Annotated in this window: 12 protein-coding genes; 11 read left to right on the top strand and 1 reads right to left on the bottom strand. The window is 54.2% G+C overall.

Annotation, left to right across the window (positions count from 1 at the left end; genetic code table 11):
* The first annotated feature begins 7 nt into the window (after positions 1–7).
* The 11 genes from sdhC (at position 8) to ACQKE4_RS01490 (ending at position 13,839) form a co-directional block, all read left to right on the top strand.
* Positions 8–385: a succinate dehydrogenase, cytochrome b556 subunit gene (sdhC, locus tag ACQKE4_RS01540; protein WP_290669801.1), complete on the top strand. Its 378-nt coding sequence runs from the start codon at positions 8–10 to the stop codon at positions 383–385.
* Complete coding sequence (gene sdhD / locus ACQKE4_RS01535) at positions 379–726, top strand: succinate dehydrogenase, hydrophobic membrane anchor protein (protein ID WP_290669496.1); 348 nt, start codon at positions 379–381, stop codon at positions 724–726. Before sdhC ends, sdhD begins: the two co-directional genes overlap by 7 nt.
* A gap of 4 nt (positions 727–730) precedes the next feature.
* Entirely contained in the window at positions 731–2,503 is a 1,773-nt protein-coding gene (gene sdhA, locus ACQKE4_RS01530) for a succinate dehydrogenase flavoprotein subunit (RefSeq protein WP_427386581.1), read from the top strand.
* A 27-nt stretch (positions 2,504–2,530) separates the two neighbouring features.
* Complete coding sequence (locus ACQKE4_RS01525; RefSeq protein WP_290837036.1) at positions 2,531–3,241, top strand: succinate dehydrogenase iron-sulfur subunit; 711 nt, start codon at positions 2,531–2,533, stop codon at positions 3,239–3,241.
* 394 nt (positions 3,242–3,635) lie between these two features.
* Positions 3,636–6,470: a 2-oxoglutarate dehydrogenase E1 component gene (locus tag ACQKE4_RS01520; protein WP_427386688.1), complete on the top strand. Its 2,835-nt coding sequence runs from the start codon at positions 3,636–3,638 to the stop codon at positions 6,468–6,470.
* Between the two features lie 38 nt (positions 6,471–6,508).
* Positions 6,509–8,071 (top strand): 2-oxoglutarate dehydrogenase complex dihydrolipoyllysine-residue succinyltransferase, encoded by a 1,563-nt coding sequence (gene odhB, locus ACQKE4_RS01515; RefSeq protein WP_427386580.1) that lies wholly within the window; start codon positions 6,509–6,511, stop codon positions 8,069–8,071.
* A 117-nt stretch (positions 8,072–8,188) separates the two neighbouring features.
* A complete protein-coding gene (lpdA, locus tag ACQKE4_RS01510) occupies positions 8,189–9,628 on the top strand; it encodes a dihydrolipoyl dehydrogenase (protein WP_427386579.1) in 1,440 nt (479 codons plus the stop codon).
* A gap of 175 nt (positions 9,629–9,803) precedes the next feature.
* Positions 9,804–10,970 carry an ADP-forming succinate--CoA ligase subunit beta gene (sucC, locus tag ACQKE4_RS01505; protein ID WP_290837044.1) on the top strand — a complete coding sequence of 389 codons (1,167 nt, stop codon included), beginning with the start codon at positions 9,804–9,806 and terminating at the stop codon, positions 10,968–10,970.
* The gene (gene sucD, locus ACQKE4_RS01500; protein WP_176303737.1) at positions 10,970–11,842 is read left to right on the top strand and encodes a succinate--CoA ligase subunit alpha; all 873 of its coding nucleotides are present in this window, start codon (positions 10,970–10,972) and stop codon (positions 11,840–11,842) included. Before sucC ends, sucD begins: the two co-directional genes overlap by 1 nt.
* Before the next feature lie 313 nt (positions 11,843–12,155).
* The gene (locus ACQKE4_RS01495) at positions 12,156–12,572 is read left to right on the top strand and encodes a CopG family transcriptional regulator (protein WP_427386578.1); all 417 of its coding nucleotides are present in this window, start codon (positions 12,156–12,158) and stop codon (positions 12,570–12,572) included.
* Positions 12,573–12,633: 61 nt separating this feature from the next.
* Positions 12,634–13,839 carry an extracellular catalytic domain type 1 short-chain-length polyhydroxyalkanoate depolymerase gene (locus ACQKE4_RS01490; protein WP_427386577.1) on the top strand — a complete coding sequence of 402 codons (1,206 nt, stop codon included), beginning with the start codon at positions 12,634–12,636 and terminating at the stop codon, positions 13,837–13,839.
* A gap of 94 nt (positions 13,840–13,933) precedes the next feature.
* Here ACQKE4_RS01490 and ACQKE4_RS01485 read toward each other — a convergent pair whose 3' ends face one another.
* On the bottom strand, positions 13,934–15,874 hold the full coding sequence (locus ACQKE4_RS01485; protein ID WP_427386576.1) for an exoribonuclease II: 1,941 nt from the start codon (positions 15,872–15,874) through the stop codon (positions 13,934–13,936).
* Between the last annotated feature and the right edge of the window lie 45 nt (positions 15,875–15,919).

Genomic DNA, 15,919 nt, shown 5'->3' with positions numbered 1-15,919 from the left:
CAAAGCCGTGAATAGCAAACGACCCGTAAACCTAGATCTTTCTACTATCCATTTCCCATTGCCGGCATTGACGTCGATCACACACCGCATCACGGGTGTCATCCTGTTCGTTGGCCTGATTTTCGCTTTTTGGGCGCTGGGCAAGTCTTTGTCATCTCCGGCGGGTTTTGACGCCGTTAGCAATGTATTGGCCAATAACTTTTTGGCTAAATTGATTGCTTGGGGACTGTTATCCGCTCTGGCATTCCATTTTGTCGCCGGTATTAAACACCTGCTAATGGATGCTGACATCGGAGTAACCCTTGAGGGAGGCGTACAAAAAGCGCAGATCACCGTGGTGGTCAGTGCTGTTCTGATTATTCTGGCAGGAGTTTGGGTATGGTAACTAACATCACAAGTTTTGGCCGTAGTGGGCTGTCTGATTGGCTGATGCAGCGCGTATCCGCGGTGATTTTGGCTCTTTATACCGTCTTTATCGTTGCCTACCTGCTGTTTAATCCGAACCTTGATTATTACGCTTGGAGCGGCCTGTTCAATCAAACGTGGATGCGTATCTTCTCGCTACTGGCATTTATCGCCTTAGCAGCACACGCCTGGATCGGTCTGTGGACCGTCACCACTGACTATCTCAAGTCCACTCGCCTACGCGTAAGTGCCCAAGCAATCATTATTCTGGGCATTTTCGTGTACTTGGTGTGGGGCATTCAAATTCTGTGGGGAGCTTGATTACATGTCTAATCTGCGTAGCCTGACGTTTGACGCCATTATCATTGGTGGCGGTGGCTCTGGCCTGCGAGCCGCTTTGGAGCTGGCGAAGTCCGGCAAGAAGACGGCCGTGTTATCGAAAGTTTTCCCGACCCGTTCTCACACTGTTTCTGCACAGGGTGGTATTACTTGCGCGATCGCGTCCGACGACCCGAATGACGACTGGCGCTGGCACATGTATGACACCGTTAAAGGCGGTGACTATATCGCTGACCAGGACGCAGCGGAGTATATGTGTTCTGAAGGCCCGAAAGCCGTATTTGAGCTTGAACACATGGGTCTGCCGTTTTCGCGTTTAGATAATGGTCGCATCTACCAGCGCCCGTTCGGCGGCCAGTCCAAGAATTTTGGTGAAGGTGGTCAAGCGGCGCGTACCTGTGCAGCGGCTGACCGTACCGGCCATGCGCTGTTGCACACGCTTTACCAGAACAACTTAAAGAACAATACCGTGTTCCTGAATGAGTGGTACGCGGTTGATTTGGTCAAAAATGCCAGCGGTGACGTGGTCGGTTGTATTGCCATGTGCATCGAAACCGGCGAAGTCGTCCACGTTAAATCCAAAGCAACCGTGCTGGCCACCGGTGGTGCAGGCCGTATCTACGCCTCTACTACCAACGCCTTGATCAATACCGGTGATGGTATCGGTATGGCCATGCGTGCCGGCTTCCCGATGCAGGATATGGAAATGTGGCAGTTCCACCCGACCGGTATTTACGGTGCGGGCACACTGGTCACTGAAGGCTGCCGCGGTGAAGGTGGTTACCTGATCAATAAAGACGGCGAACGCTTTATGGAGCGTTACGCGCCGAACGCCAAAGATTTGGCCGGTCGTGACGTGGTTGCTCGTTCGATGGTCATGGAAATTCTGGAAGGTCGTGGCTGCGGCGAGAAGGGCGATCACGTCTTCTTGAAGCTTGATCACCTGGGTGAAGAAGTTCTTGGCAAGCGTCTGCCCGGTATCGTTGAGCTTTCTAAGACCTTTGCTCACGTTGATCCTGCAAAAGACCCGATCCCGGTCGTACCGACCTGCCACTACATGATGGGCGGTATTCCGACTAACATTCACGGCCAGGCGATTACCCAAGATGACAGCGGTAACGATCATATCGTTAACGGTCTGTTTGCCTGCGGTGAAGCGGCGTGTGTATCTGTTCACGGTGCTAACCGCTTGGGCGGTAACTCGCTGCTGGATCTCGTGGTCTTCGGCCGTGCCGCTGGCATGTTTATCGAAGGCGCGCTGAACGAAGGCATTGAGTATCTGGACGCTTCCGAGTCTGACATTGAATCGGCCATGAAGCGCATCACACGCTGGAACGAGTCTGAGGGTGGCGAAAGCATTCCTGAGTTAAAAGCTGAGCTTCAGGAAATCATGCAGACCTCCTTCGGCGTATTCCGCGAAGAGAAAAACATGCTGGAAGGCGTCGACAAGCTAGCGCTGCTGCGTGAGCGTATCGCCAACGCCTACCTGCCTGACAAGTCCAACGCCTTCAACACCGCCCGTGTAGAAGCGTTAGAGCTTGATAACTTGATGGAAGTGGCAGAAGCGACGGCGATCGCTGCCCTTGAGCGTAAAGAGAGCCGCGGCGCCCACTCGCGCTACGACTATCCAGACCGTGATGACGTCAATTGGCTGAAGCACTCACTCTACTTCCCGCTAACTAAGCAGTTGAAGCAGCGTGACGTTAATTTCAAGCCGAAAACTGTTGATACGTTCGAGCCTAAGGTTCGTACCTACTAAACTCCGCATTGACGAGAGGGAGTCACTATGTCCAATCTTCAGGTATCCGTATACCGTTACAATCCGGAAACCGACTCCGCACCTTATATGCAGGAGTTTCAGGTCGATACCAAAGGCCGCGATGTGATGGTGCTGGATGTTCTTCATATGATGAAGGAACAAGACAGCGGTTTGGCATTCCGTCGTAGCTGCCGCGAAGGTGTTTGCGGTTCAGACGGTATGAACATGAACGGCAAAAACGGCTTGGCGTGTATTACACCGCTGTCAGATGTTGTGAAAAACAACAAGCTGGTGCTGCGTCCGCTGCCAGGTTTGCCGGTTATTCGTGACATGGTTGTCGATATGGGGCTGTTCTATAAGCAGTACGAGCGTATTCAGCCGTACCTGCAGAACGACACCCCGGCACCTGCCATTGAGCGTCTGCAATCGCCGGAAGAACGCGACAAGCTAGATGGCTTGTATGAGTGTATTCTATGCGCATGCTGTTCAACGTCTTGCCCGTCGTTCTGGTGGAACCCAGAGAAGTTTGTCGGCCCGGCCGGTCTGCTGCAGTCGTACCGCTTCTTGGCCGATTCCCGTGATACGGCCACCAGTGAGCGCTTGAGCAACCTGGAAGACCCGTTCTCGGTGTTTCGCTGCCGCGGCATCATGAATTGTGTGGCGGTGTGCCCAAAAGGCCTCAATCCCACGCGGGCAATTGGTAAAATCCGCGAAATGCTACTTGCGGATGCTACCTAAACCTATGACATATGAGTAAAAAAGCGAGTGCCACTTAAGTTGGGTAACAATGCCACTTAAATCATGGCGCTTCGCTTGTTATCATAGGGTTTGTCACGCAGTGCGGCGTCACGTCGCATTGCTGATCAGACAAGTTTGAAAGCCGGTGCCTTGGGTACCGGCTTTCGAGCATGAACTGAATACGAAAGACCGAATGACCCGTTAATCGAAGTATGGCTAGTTGAAGTACGACTAGTTGAAAGATAGTTAGATAACGAATAGCTAGATGAACAGGGCTACCGGCCGTAGGTCGGCGCCGCCGGCAAAAGTCCCGCCCCGCCGGCAGGGCAATAGCGATGTCGCCGCATTTTGCGACGATACCGATACCACCCCATCAGTGCAGGGTGACCGAGAGATGCAACAAGGCATAATGGAGTTGATGTGGCGTTCCTCTCACGTTAGTGGCGGCAATGTTCACTACGTGGAAGCGCTTTACGAGCAGTACCTCGCAGATCCTGACTCTGTCCCTGAAGAGTGGCGCAGCTATTTTGATCAGTTGCCATCTTCCGAGGGCAGTGCCTCCCACGATGTCCCACTAAGCCCAGTTCGTGATCAGTTCTACCAGTTGGGGCGCGAAAGCCGTCCGGGCCGTGTAGTTGCCGCTGCCGATAGCGGCGAGAATAAAAAGCAGGTGAAAGTCCTGCAACTGATTAACGCCTACCGCTTCCGTGGCCATCAGAAGGCCAATATCGACCCGCTAGGACTGCGTAATCCCACCCCCGTTCCTGATCTCGATCTGTCGTTTCATCAGCTTTCAAAAGCTGATTTGGACACCGAGTTCCAGACTGGTTCTTTCTTTTTAGGCATCGACAAAGCGCCATTGCGTGAGATCGTGGATGCGTTGGAGCGTACGTATTGCCGTTCCATCGGCTGTGAAATCATGCACATTGTCGATACGGAAGAGAAACGCTGGCTGCAGCGGCGTTTTGAATCGGTGCGCAGTGCGCCGGAATTCAGCGCCGACGTGCGTAAGCACGTACTTGAGCGCTTGACGGCCGCCGAAGGTTTGGAGAATTACCTGGCATCAAAATATCCAGGTACCAAACGGTTTGGCCTTGAAGGTGGTGAGTCGTTTGTGCCGATGATGGATGAGCTTATCCAGCGTGCTGGCGGTTACGGCACCAAAGAAGTGGTCATCGGTATGGCACACCGTGGTCGGCTCAACCTGTTGGTCAATATTTTGGGTAAAAACCCAGCCGACTTGATCGACGAGTTTGATGGCAAAAAAGTCATTGAACGCGGTTCCGGCGATGTGAAATATCACCAGGGCTTTAGCTCGAACGTCATGTCTCCCGGTGGCGAAGTTCACTTGGCAATGTCGTTCAACCCATCGCACCTGGAAATTGTCGCACCGGTAGTCGAAGGCTCGGTACGTGCGCGTCAGGATCGTCGTAACGACGAAGAGGGCAGCAAAGTACTGCCGATCAACGTCCATGGCGATGCTGCCTTTGCCGGTCAAGGCGTGGTGATGGAGACATTCCAGATGTCTCAGACCCGTGCTTACAAAACCGGTGGTACGGTCCACATTGTGATTAATAACCAAGTGGGCTTTACCACGTCACATCCGCAGGATGCACGCTCCACCGAATACTGCACTGATATTGCCAAGATGGTTCAAGCGCCTATTTTCCATGTCAATGGCGATGACCCTGATGCAGTACTGCATGCCACACAAGTAGCCCTCGATTACCGCCAGCAGTTTAAGAAAGATGTGGTGATTGATCTGGTCTGCTACCGTCGTCGTGGGCATAACGAAGCTGACGAGCCGTCAGGCACGCAGCCGATGATGTACGCCAAAATTAAAGACCATCCCTCTGCGCGCTCGCTTTACGCTAAGCGCTTGGTGGAGCAGGGCGTTTTGTCTGAAGACGCTGCCAAAGAGATGGTGGAAACCTATCGCAATGATTTAGTGGCGGGTAATCACGTTGCTAATGCGTTAGTACAAGAGCCGAACGCTTCTCTGTTTGTCGATTGGGCACCCTACCTGGGCCACGAGTGGTCAGGTGATGCAGACACCACCTTCGATATGAAGCGTCTGCAGCAGTTAGCCGCACGCATGTGTGAGGTTCCAGATGGCGTCGAGGTACAGCGCCAAGTTGCCAAGATTTATGAAGACCGGCGTAAGATGCAGGCTGGTGGTTTGGCACTTAACTGGGGCTTTGCCGAAACGTTGGCTTATGCCACGTTGCTGGAACAAGGTCACCCGATTCGTATTACCGGGCAAGATGTCGGACGCGGTACTTTCTCCCACCGTCATGCGGTGGTGCACAACCAGAAAGACGGCACTACCTATGTTCCGCTACAGAACATGGCCGATAGTCAGCCGCGTTTCACTATTCATGACTCCTTCCTGTCGGAAGAAGCGGTGCTGGCGTTTGAGTATGGTTACTCAACTACTGCGCCCAATGACTTGGTGATCTGGGAAGCTCAGTTCGGCGATTTCTTTAACGGTGCGCAAGTGGTGGTGGATCAGTTCATCTCCTCGGGTGAAACGAAGTGGGGCCGGGTGTGTGGTTTAACCATGCTGCTGCCGCACGGCTACGAAGGTCAGGGGCCTGAGCACTCCTCTGCGCGCTTAGAGCGCTTCCTGCAAATGTGTGCCGAGCACAATATGCAGGTGTGTGTGCCGACTACCCCCGCGCAGATTTATCACTTACTGCGTCGTCAGGTAATTCGTCCGCTGCGTAAGCCACTTATCGTGATGACACCAAAATCGCTGCTGCGTCATAAAGAAGCGATTTCGAGTCTGGAAGATTTGGCTCACGGCAAGTTCCATATGGTACTTGCTGACCAAGCCGATCTTGCACCTGAGAAGGTCACGCGTGTTGTTCTCTGTGCTGGCAAGGTCTACTACGACTTGGCTGCGTGGCGCGCTGAGAATGAGCGTCACGATACGGTGATATTGCGCCTTGAGCAGCTTTATCCCTTCCCGAAAGAAGAGCTTCTGGAAGCGCTTAAAGGCTATACCAACGTAGAAGACATCGTGTGGTGTCAGGAAGAGCCACTGAATCAAGGCGCCTGGTACTCCAGTCAGCACCACATGCGTGCAGTGGCCGATATGCTGAAAGATGGCTTCGGACGCGATTTGAAATTTGCAGGACGTCCTGCCTCTGCTGCTCCGGCAGCTGGCTATATGTCCGTCCATACTGAACAGCAGCGCCAGCTGGTGGAAGACGCTTTTAATCTATAAGCGGCCACTGGATTTAGAGAATACATAAGGGAAACGACATGGCTACTGATATCAAAGCGCCAACCTTTCCGGAATCCGTTGCCGAAGGCACAGTGGCGGCGTGGCATAAAAAGCCGGGTGACAGCGTTGAGCGTGACGAGCTGATTGTTGAAATCGAAACCGACAAAGTGGTGCTCGAAGTTGTTGCACCTGAAGCGGGTACCCTGACTGACGTAATGGCCGAAGAGGGCGATACCGTTCAGTCAGAGCAAGTGCTAGGCAAAATCGGTGAAGGCAGTGCCTCTGGCGACAGCGGTAAGAAAGAAGAAAGCGCTTCTGAAGCACCGAAAGAGACCGCTTCAGAAACACCTGCTAGCAGCGGTAACGGTGGTGGCAAAAAGCACGATGTAAAAGCGCCCAGCTTCCCTGAGTCTATCCAGGAAGGCACCGTAGCAACGTGGCACAAAAAAGTTGGCGAAGCGGTCAAGCGTGATGAAGTATTGGCCGATATCGAAACGGATAAAGTAGTGCTGGAAGTTGTCGCCCCAGCCGATGGTGCCCTGGCTGAAATTAAAGCCGAAGAGGGTAGCCAGGTGGAATCCGAAGCGGTTCTGGCGATCTTCACCGAAGGTGCTGGCGGAGATAGCGCTGGAGATAGTGGCGGCGATTCAGCGCCCGCTAAAGCAGATAGCAGCGATGATGATGGCGCCGATGAGAAAGTGGGCGACAAGATCCTAGCCCCTTCTGCACGTAAGATGGTGGCTGAGCATGACCTGGACGTTGCCAAAATTGAGGGCACCGGGAAAGGTGGCCGTATCTTGAAAGAAGACGTTCAGAAAGCAGTAAAAGACGGCTCCGCTAAGAAGAGTGCAAAATCTGCTGCACCGGCGAAAGCGGCGGCTGCACCCGTGGCTGAAGGTGACCGCGTTGAGAAGCGCGTACCGATGAGTCGTCTGCGTCAAACCATTGCTAAGCGTTTGGTTCAGGCGCAGCAAACCGCTGCCATGCTGACCACGTATAACGAAGTGGACATGACTGAAATCATGGCCCTGCGTGCGCAGTACAAAGAGACCTTCCAAAAAGCTCACGACATCAAGCTGGGCTTTATGGGCTTCTTTGTCAAAGCAGCTTCTGAAGCGCTCAAGCGTTACCCCGATGTGAACGCCTCCATCGACGGTACCGATATCGTTTATCATGGCTACCAGGATATCGGTGTTGCTGTCTCCACTGACCGTGGCTTGGTTGTACCGGTACTGCGTGATACGGACAACATGAAAATTGCTGACGTCGAGCGCACTATCGTCGACTTCGGTAAGCGTGCCCGCGACGGCAAGCTAGGTATGGACGACATGATCGGTGGCACCTTCACCATCACCAATGGCGGTACCTTTGGGTCATTGATGTCGACGCCGATCATCAACCCGCCGCAAACCGCCATCCTGGGTATGCACAAGATTCAGGATCGTCCGATGGCAGTGAACGGTAAGGTCGAGATTCGCCCGATGATGTATCTGGCGCTCTCATATGACCACCGTATGATCGACGGTAAAGACGCCGTTCAATTCTTGGTCACCCTTAAAGAATTGCTGGAAGACCCTGCACGTTTGTTGCTGGACGTCTAAAAAGAGCATAAGCGTCATATTGGTTAAGTACGCTAATGCATAATCCAGGATATATCTGCAATCGCACACAGCCACTCGCCCTACAGGGCGGGTGGCCAGCAAGCTAAAGGAGCCAACATGGCTGATAAGTTTGATGTGATCGTTATCGGTGCCGGCCCTGGCGGGTACGTAGCCGCCATTCGTGCAGCACAAATGGGCCTGAAAGCGGCCTGTGTCGAGAAATGGATCGGTAAAGAAGGCAACGTTGTTCATGGCGGTACTTGCTTGAACGTTGGCTGTATCCCTTCTAAAGCGTTGCTTGAAGCGTCGCATAAGTTCGTCGAAGCCAAGCACGATTTCGATGAGATGGGCATTCAGGCAGGCGACGTCACTATGGACGTCACCAAGATGATTGCTCGCAAGGACAAGATCGTTAAGAACTTGACCGGCGGCATCTCTGGTCTGTTCAAAGCCAATGGCGTCACCGCTATTGAAGGTACTGCTAAAGTCACCTCGGGCAAGCAAGTTGAAGTTACCGATGCTGAGGGCAATACCACGACTTATGACGCTGAGAACATCGTCATCGCCGCAGGCTCTGTGCCGGTTGAAATTCCGCCGACGCCGCTGACCGAAGGCCTGATCGTTGATTCGACCGGCGCGCTGGAATTCACCGAAACGCCTAAGCGTTTGGGTGTCATTGGTGCGGGCATTATCGGTCTTGAGCTGGGCAGCGTATGGAATCGCCTGGGTTCTGAAGTCACCGTACTTGAAGCCATGGACTCCTTCCTGCCGATGGTGGATACCACCGTCGCTAAAGAGACTCAAAAACTGCTCAAAAAGCAGGGGCTTGATATTAAGCTGGGCGCCCGTGTGACCGGTTCTGAAGTCAAAGGCGAAGAAGTCGTTGTTAAATACAGCGATGCCAATGGCGAACAAGAGATGACGTTCGACAAGCTTATCGTTTGTGTTGGCCGTCGCCCCTACACCAAAGGCGTCATCGCCGATGGTGTCAGCATTGAGCTGGATGAGCGTGGCTTCATCTTTGTTGATGACCAGTGCCGTACGAATGTCCCGGGCGTTTACGCCATTGGTGACTGTGTACGTGGCCCTATGCTGGCGCACAAAGCCTCTGAAGAAGGCATCATGGTGGCTGATATCATCGCTGGCCATAAAGCCGAGATGAACTACGACACTATTCCTAGCGTTATTTATACCTACCCGGAAGTGGCGTGGGTTGGTATGACCGAGCAAGACGCGAAAGCCAAAGGTATCGAAGTTAAGACCGGCACCTTCCCCTTCGCGGCCAGCGGTCGTGCCATGGCTAACAACGCCACCGAAGGTAGCGCCAAAATCATCGCTGATGCAGAAACTGACCGCATTCTCGGTATGCATATCGTGGGTCAACACGCTGGCGAAATGATTGCCCAAGGCGTGATTGCTATGGAATTCGGCTCCAGTGCCGAAGACCTAGCGCTGACCTGCTACGCGCACCCGACCATGTCGGAAGCCGTACACGAAGCAGCTCTAGCGGTTGATGGCCACGCTATTCACATGGCCAATCGCAAAAAGCGTAAATAATTCAGTAAGCAACAACGAAGCGCCACCGTTAGGTGGCGCAACACTTTCGGCTTTGCCATAAACAGCAAAGATCGAAAGAACGGGGATGATCAGTTTTTGAAAGAACGTCGTTATAAACGTTCTTATAAATAGACTGATCATCGTTCGAGTCACATGCAACCAATGGCATGAATCGATGAATCTTCACGAGTATCAAGGTAAACAGCTGTTTGCCGATTACGGTCTACCAGTGTCAAAAGGCTTTGCTGTTGACACCCCCGAAGAAGCGGAAGAAGCGTGTAAAAAAATCGGTGGTGACATGTGGGTGGTTAAAGCCCAGGTTCACGCCGGTGGCCGCGGTAAAGCGGGTGGCGTTAAGCTGATCAAAGATCCGGCTGAAGCCAAAGCATTTGCTGAAAAATGGTTGGGCAAGAACCTGGTCACCTTCCAGACTGACGAAAAAGGTCAGCCGGTTGCTAAGATTCTAGTTGAAACCTGCACTGACATCGCCGATGAGCTTTACCTCGGTGCTGTGGTTGACCGTACTACCCGTCGCGTGGTCTTCATGGCCTCTACCGAAGGCGGTGTAGAAATTGAGACGGTTGCAGAAGAAACACCTGAAAAAATCCTTAAAGCCGAAATTGATCCGCTGGTTGGCGCACAGCCATACCAAGCGCGTGAGCTGGCGTTTGCGCTGGGCCTGAAAGGCGACCAGATTAAGCAGTTCACTAAGATTTTCCTAGGTCTTTCTCAATTGTTCCACGACAAAGACTTGGCGCTGTTAGAAATTAACCCACTGGTAGTGACCGAAGAAGGCAATCTGCACTGCCTCGACGCGAAACTAGGACTGGACAGCAACGCGCTGTACCGTCACCCAGACCTGCAGGCAATGCGTGATCCGTCTCAGGAAGACTCACGCGAAGCTGATGCGGCGAAATGGGAGCTTAACTATGTAGCGCTTGATGGCAACATCGGCTGCATGGTGAATGGCGCAGGTTTGGCCATGGGCACCATGGATATCGTTAACCTGAGCGGCGGCAAGCCAGCTAACTTCTTGGACGTCGGCGGCGGCGCCACCAAGGAGCGCGTGGCAGAAGCGTTCAAGATCATCCTATCTGACGACAATGTTAAAGCCGTACTGGTTAACATCTTCGGCGGTATCGTACGTTGTGACATGATTGCTGAAGGCATTATCGGTGCCGTTGAGCAGGTCGGTGTCAACGTACCGGTGGTCGTACGTCTGGAAGGTAACAACGCCGAATTGGGTGCTGAGAAATTAGCCTCTAGCGGTCTGAATATCATCGCGGCTACTAGTCTGACCGACGCGGCTCAGCAGGTCGTTAAAGCGGCGGAGGGCAAGTAATGAGCATCCTGATCGATAAGAACACCAAGGTCATCTGCCAGGGCTTTACTGGCGGCCAAGGTACGTTCCACTCCGAACAGGCGATTGCCTACGGTACGAAGATGGTCGGTGGTGTTACACCGGGCAAAGGCGGCCAAGAGCACCTCGGTTTGCCCGTTTTCAACACCGTTAAAGAAGCGGTAGAGAAAACTGGCGCGGAAGCCAGCGTGATCTATGTACCGGCACCGTTCTGTAAAGATTCAATCCTTGAAGCGGCGAATGCCGGTATCAAGCTGATTGTGTGCATCACCGAAGGTATCGCTACGCTAGACATGCTCGAAGCCAAAGTGAAGTGCGACGAGCTAGGCGTACGCCTGATCGGCCCGAACTGCCCCGGCGTTATCACCCCGGGTGAATGCAAAATCGGCATTATGCCGGGTCACATTCACCAGCCAGGCCGCGTGGGTATCGTATCGCGCTCTGGTACGCTGACGTATGAAGCCGTTAAGCAGACCACTGACCACGGTTTTGGTCAGTCTACCTGTGTCGGTATCGGCGGCGACCCGATTCCGGGTTCTAACTTCATCGACATCCTTGAGATGTTCGAAAAAGACCCGAAAACCGAAGCTATCGTCATGATCGGTGAAATCGGCGGCACGGCTGAAGAGGAAGCAGCGGCTTACATCAAGGCCAACGTTTCTAAGCCTGTGGTTTCCTACATTGCCGGTGTGACTGCTCCTCCTGGCAAGCGTATGGGCCACGCGGGCGCAATCATCTCTGGCGGTAAAGGCACCGCTGACGAGAAGTTTGCTGCTCTAGAAGACGCCGGTGTTAAGACCGTACGTTCTTTGGCTGAAATCGGCGATGCGCTGAAAGAAGTCACTGGCTGGTAAGCTAGCGACGTTTAGCTGCACGCTATAAGGGCGCCCCTCGGGGCGCCTTTATTTTTATATGGCATTTTATTTCCAGCCCACCGCTTCCAACTCGCTATATTTCTATCCCATCCCCCTCTAATGGCCTAGCTGTCTATGGAACGCTGTCATTGGTTATTTGTTGACTATTAGCTCGAATAGACTAATATTCCATCCATATGGATGGTATTTGGATGGCGTATGGATTCCAGTGGGATGTTGTTAGCGTCGGATATCACGCCTGCGATAGAAATCTAACAGCGTATTGCGCTGTCAGGTCAACGAGGAATTAGACATGAGTGTGCATGAACTACGTCGCAAGAGCGGTGACGCCAGCGAGAAGATAACCATCAACCTGGGGGTTGTTGATTTGGGCCAGATTGATCTGCTGGTTCAGGAGGGATTCTACTCCAATCGAACCGATCTGATTCGCACCGCCATCCGTAATCAGCTGGCGACCCATGCCGAGGTGGTCAGAGAGACCGTGACCCGCAAGGCCTTCGTACTGGGGCTTGAGCACTATAGCCGCGCAGACCTGGAAGCTCTGCAGGCGGCAAGGGAGATGTTGCAGATACAGGTGTTGGGCATGGCCAGTATTGCCGACGACGTAACGCCAGAGCTTGCTCGCGCCACCATTGAGTCGGTGGTCGTGCTGGGCGCACTGCACGCCAGCAAAGCGGTTAAGGCCGCTCTGGCGGATCGAATCCACTGAACCACTAACGCACTCATTACTTAATCACTCACCACGCAATCATTGAATAAGGATATTGAAAATGATCGATGCCACTATGACAAAGCGAATGGAAGAAGCGACGCGGCTCACGCGTGCAGGAAAGCTGCACGAGGCCATGGCACTCCTTCAGGGCGCCACGCCCGCCCAGTGTGGTGAAGAAACATCGGATAATACTTACCCGGGAGGCAATACCTTCGACGGAACCTGCGAGGTTATCGATGAAGAGGTTACGGCATCGAAGCCTGAACCTGCTGAGTCGCCAACGGGATCATTCACAACTGGCGACATTAAAATGCCTGCTGCATGGCGCGATAAGTGGATGAAATTTCGCGGCGGAATGACGCAATCCGAGCCATCGCACGGCACCATTGAGGAGCCACAGCCCGGTGCATTCACTGCCGGTTGTTTTACCAATCAGGTTGGCACGCGCGACTACAAGCTATTTCTCCCCAGTGGCTATCACGGCCAGGCACTGCCTTTAGTGGTGATGCTACATGGCTGCACGCAAAACCCTGATGACTTCGCTGCCGGCACCGATATGAACCGACTAGCGGAAGAACAGCTGTGCTGCGTGCTTTATCCCGCCCAGCCGATGAGCGCTAATAGCTCGAAGTGCTGGAACTGGTTTAAAGCTGAAGATCAGCAGCGCGAGGGCGGTGAGCCAGCGATCATTGCTGGGATGGCCCGCCAGATCATCGATACCCATGGGCTTGATGATTCCCGCGTTTATGTGGCTGGGCTTTCAGCAGGTGCGGCCATGGCAACGACGCTGGCAATGACTTATCCGGACCTGTTTGCGGCGGTATGCGTGCATTCTGGGCTTCCACACGGCGTGGCCCAGAGTCTTCCCGATGCGCTCGGCGCAATGCAAGGCGGCTCGGGCCCTCTTGGCGGTGGTAAAGCGAAAGGAAGCGGTTGGGCGTCGGAAGTGCCCGCGATCATCTTTCATGGCGACCGTGATACCACCGTACACCCCAGCAATGCGGATCGGGTAGCTGCTCAATACAGCACATCGCGCCAAGCTGGGGCGGCGGTGGAGCAGGGCAAGGTGGCGAATGGCCATACCTACACGCGTACCACACACCACAATGCGAAGGGCCAACCTCAAATGGAGCAGTGGCGGATACACGGGGCGGGCCACGCTTGGTCGGGCGGCAGCGCAAAAGGAAGCTACACCGACCCCAAGGGGCCAGATGCGACGAAAGAGATGCTGCGTTTCTTCTTACAGCACCAGCAGGCTCGCTAAAAGCGACTGCCCGCATAGAAACAACCACGGCGCCCAAAGGCGCCGTGGTTGTTTTTCACTGATGGTCTAGCAGGTATAGCTGATGGATCAAGGCTCAAGCAGCGGGTTTAGCAACCAGCGAGCGAGTCTCTTCGCGCGCTTCGGTGAGCACTACGCGAAGTGGATCGCCAAGCTTGTAACGCTCTTCGCCTTCGATCTGAATGCGGCCCTCTTTATCGTCAATCACCACTTTGCTGCGGTCACTGTGCATCAAGGGGGCAGGCACAAACGCTGTCGCGCCATTTTCCAGCAGGCGAACGCGCATACCGCCACGATTGATGGCCATGATTTCGGCCTCAAAGGTGTCCTGGTTCTGCGCGGCAGGCGTCAGGTAACGCACGTAGAGCCAATCTTTCACGTCGCGTTCGGCCATACGGTTCAGGCGGCGGCGCTCTGTCAACTGCTCGGTGAGCTGCTGGGTCGCCTCAGCAGGCGCCTGTTCGCCTTTCAACACACGCTTGATCAAGCGGTGGTTGACCATATCGCCATACTTACGAATCGGCGAGGTCCAGGTTGCATAGGCAGCCAAACCTAAACCAAAGTGCGGGCCGGGCTGGGCGGACATCATGGTGAAGCCCTGGAAGCGTCGCAGGCGCGCATCCAGCCAAGCGTCGTCGCGGCTTTCCAGCGCACGCTTCAGCTCGGTGTAGCGGGCAAGCTCGGTCAGCGCTTCACGTTCAACCACGATCTCCTGGCCTGCCAGGAACTCCTGAGCGGCTTCGGCTTTCTCCGGCTCAAAAGCGCGGTGCACGTTAAAAATACCGTGGCCGATATGCTGGGCTAGGAAATCCGCGCAGCAGGCATTGGCCACAATCATCGACTCTTCGATCATGCGGTTGGCAATGCGGCGCTCTTCGGTGCGCACTGCCAGCACGTTACCGGCAGGGTCCAGGTCAAACACGTAGTCCGGGCGGTCTTTAAACACCAGCGCGTGTTCGTTGCGCCAAGCCGTGCGCGCTTCGGTCAAATCACGCAGAGCAGTGAGCTGCTCAGCAATCTCATCAGTCGGGGCCCAGTCGCCCTGACCTTCGATCCAATCAGACACGTTGTCATAAACGAGTTTGGCGTGGGATTTAACATTGGCTGCGAAGAAGCGGTAGTCACCTAGGCTGCCGTCGGCATTGATATCCAACGTGCAGGCTAGCGCGGGGCGCTCCTGATTTTCCCACAGCGAGCAGAGATCATCCGCTAACTGCTCCGGCAGCATGGTGACATTCTGGCCGGGCAGGTAAACGGTGAAGGCACGCGTGCGCGCTTCTAAATCAGCCGCATGACCTTCTGCCACGTAAGCGGTTGGGTCGGCAATCGCCACGCTAAGCTGCCAGCCGCCTTCGGCACGCGTCGCAATGTGCAACGCATCGTCCATATCGCGGGTCTTCTCACCATCAATGGTGAAGAAGGGGGTAGCGGTTAAGTCTTCGCGAGTAAGGCCTTCATCCATCAGCGGCCAGTCGGTGCCTGCATCTGGGCACTCTTGCTCCAGCGCATGGCGCGCCAGGGTCACGCGCCACGGCACTGCTGGGTCATCGCTTTTGGCAACCAACTCATCAATCTGGGCAAAGAAGGCGCGGTCGTCGGCTTTCAGCGGGTGGCGTACCAGCCGTGCCACGACCCAGTCGCCGTCAGCAATGCTGTCTTCATCCAGGCTGCGTTTAATACGTGATTTGAGCACGTTCTTGATGGAGGGATGGTCGGGTACCACCGCCAGCCGGCCTTCGCGTTTCTGCACGCGGGCAACAAATCGATCAAGCCCAGCTTCAATCAGCTTTTCAGGCTCAACGGACTTTTTGTCACCGTTATCGTGAATAACCGCTTCCACCCGATCGCCGTGAATCACGAGCTTCATAGCGGGCGGTGGCACGAAATAAGATTCACCGTCATCGGTTTCGAGAAACCCGAAACCTTTGTCGGTGGCTTTGATCACCCCTTCAGCACGGGGGGTGGTTTGACGAATCTGTTGCTTGAGCTGGGCAAGCATGGCGTTATTCTGAAGCATGAGCTCAATCAGTTGGCGAGAGTTAGGGTGCCACTATACGGATTC

The sequence above is a fragment of the Halomonas sp. NPDC076908 genome (assembly GCF_050269715.1).
Taxonomy (GTDB): Bacteria; Pseudomonadota; Gammaproteobacteria; order Pseudomonadales; family Halomonadaceae; genus Vreelandella.
Note: the sequence above shows the minus strand (reverse complement) of the source record. Positions and strands in the feature narration are given on the sequence as shown.

Bases quoted from the DNA above. Each gene is read 5' to 3' on its own strand.
- sdhD (WP_290669496.1), top strand. From the start codon at position 379: ATGGTAACTAACATCACAAGTTTTGGCCGTAGTGGGCTGTCTGATTGG.
- sdhA (WP_427386581.1), top strand. From the start codon at position 731: ATGTCTAATCTGCGTAGCCTGACGTTTGACGCCATTATCATTGGTGGC.
- ACQKE4_RS01525 (WP_290837036.1), top strand. From the start codon at position 2,531: ATGTCCAATCTTCAGGTATCCGTATACCGTTACAATCCGGAAACCGAC.
- ACQKE4_RS01520 (WP_427386688.1), top strand. From the start codon at position 3,636: ATGCAACAAGGCATAATGGAGTTGATGTGGCGTTCCTCTCACGTTAGT.
- odhB (WP_427386580.1), top strand. From the start codon at position 6,509: ATGGCTACTGATATCAAAGCGCCAACCTTTCCGGAATCCGTTGCCGAA.
- lpdA (WP_427386579.1), top strand. From the start codon at position 8,189: ATGGCTGATAAGTTTGATGTGATCGTTATCGGTGCCGGCCCTGGCGGG.
- sucC (WP_290837044.1), top strand. From the start codon at position 9,804: ATGAATCTTCACGAGTATCAAGGTAAACAGCTGTTTGCCGATTACGGT.
- sucD (WP_176303737.1), top strand. From the start codon at position 10,970: ATGAGCATCCTGATCGATAAGAACACCAAGGTCATCTGCCAGGGCTTT.
- ACQKE4_RS01495 (WP_427386578.1), top strand. From the start codon at position 12,156: ATGAGTGTGCATGAACTACGTCGCAAGAGCGGTGACGCCAGCGAGAAG.
- ACQKE4_RS01490 (WP_427386577.1), top strand. From the start codon at position 12,634: ATGATCGATGCCACTATGACAAAGCGAATGGAAGAAGCGACGCGGCTC.
- ACQKE4_RS01485 (WP_427386576.1), bottom strand. From the start codon at position 15,874: ATGCTTCAGAATAACGCCATGCTTGCCCAGCTCAAGCAACAGATTCGT.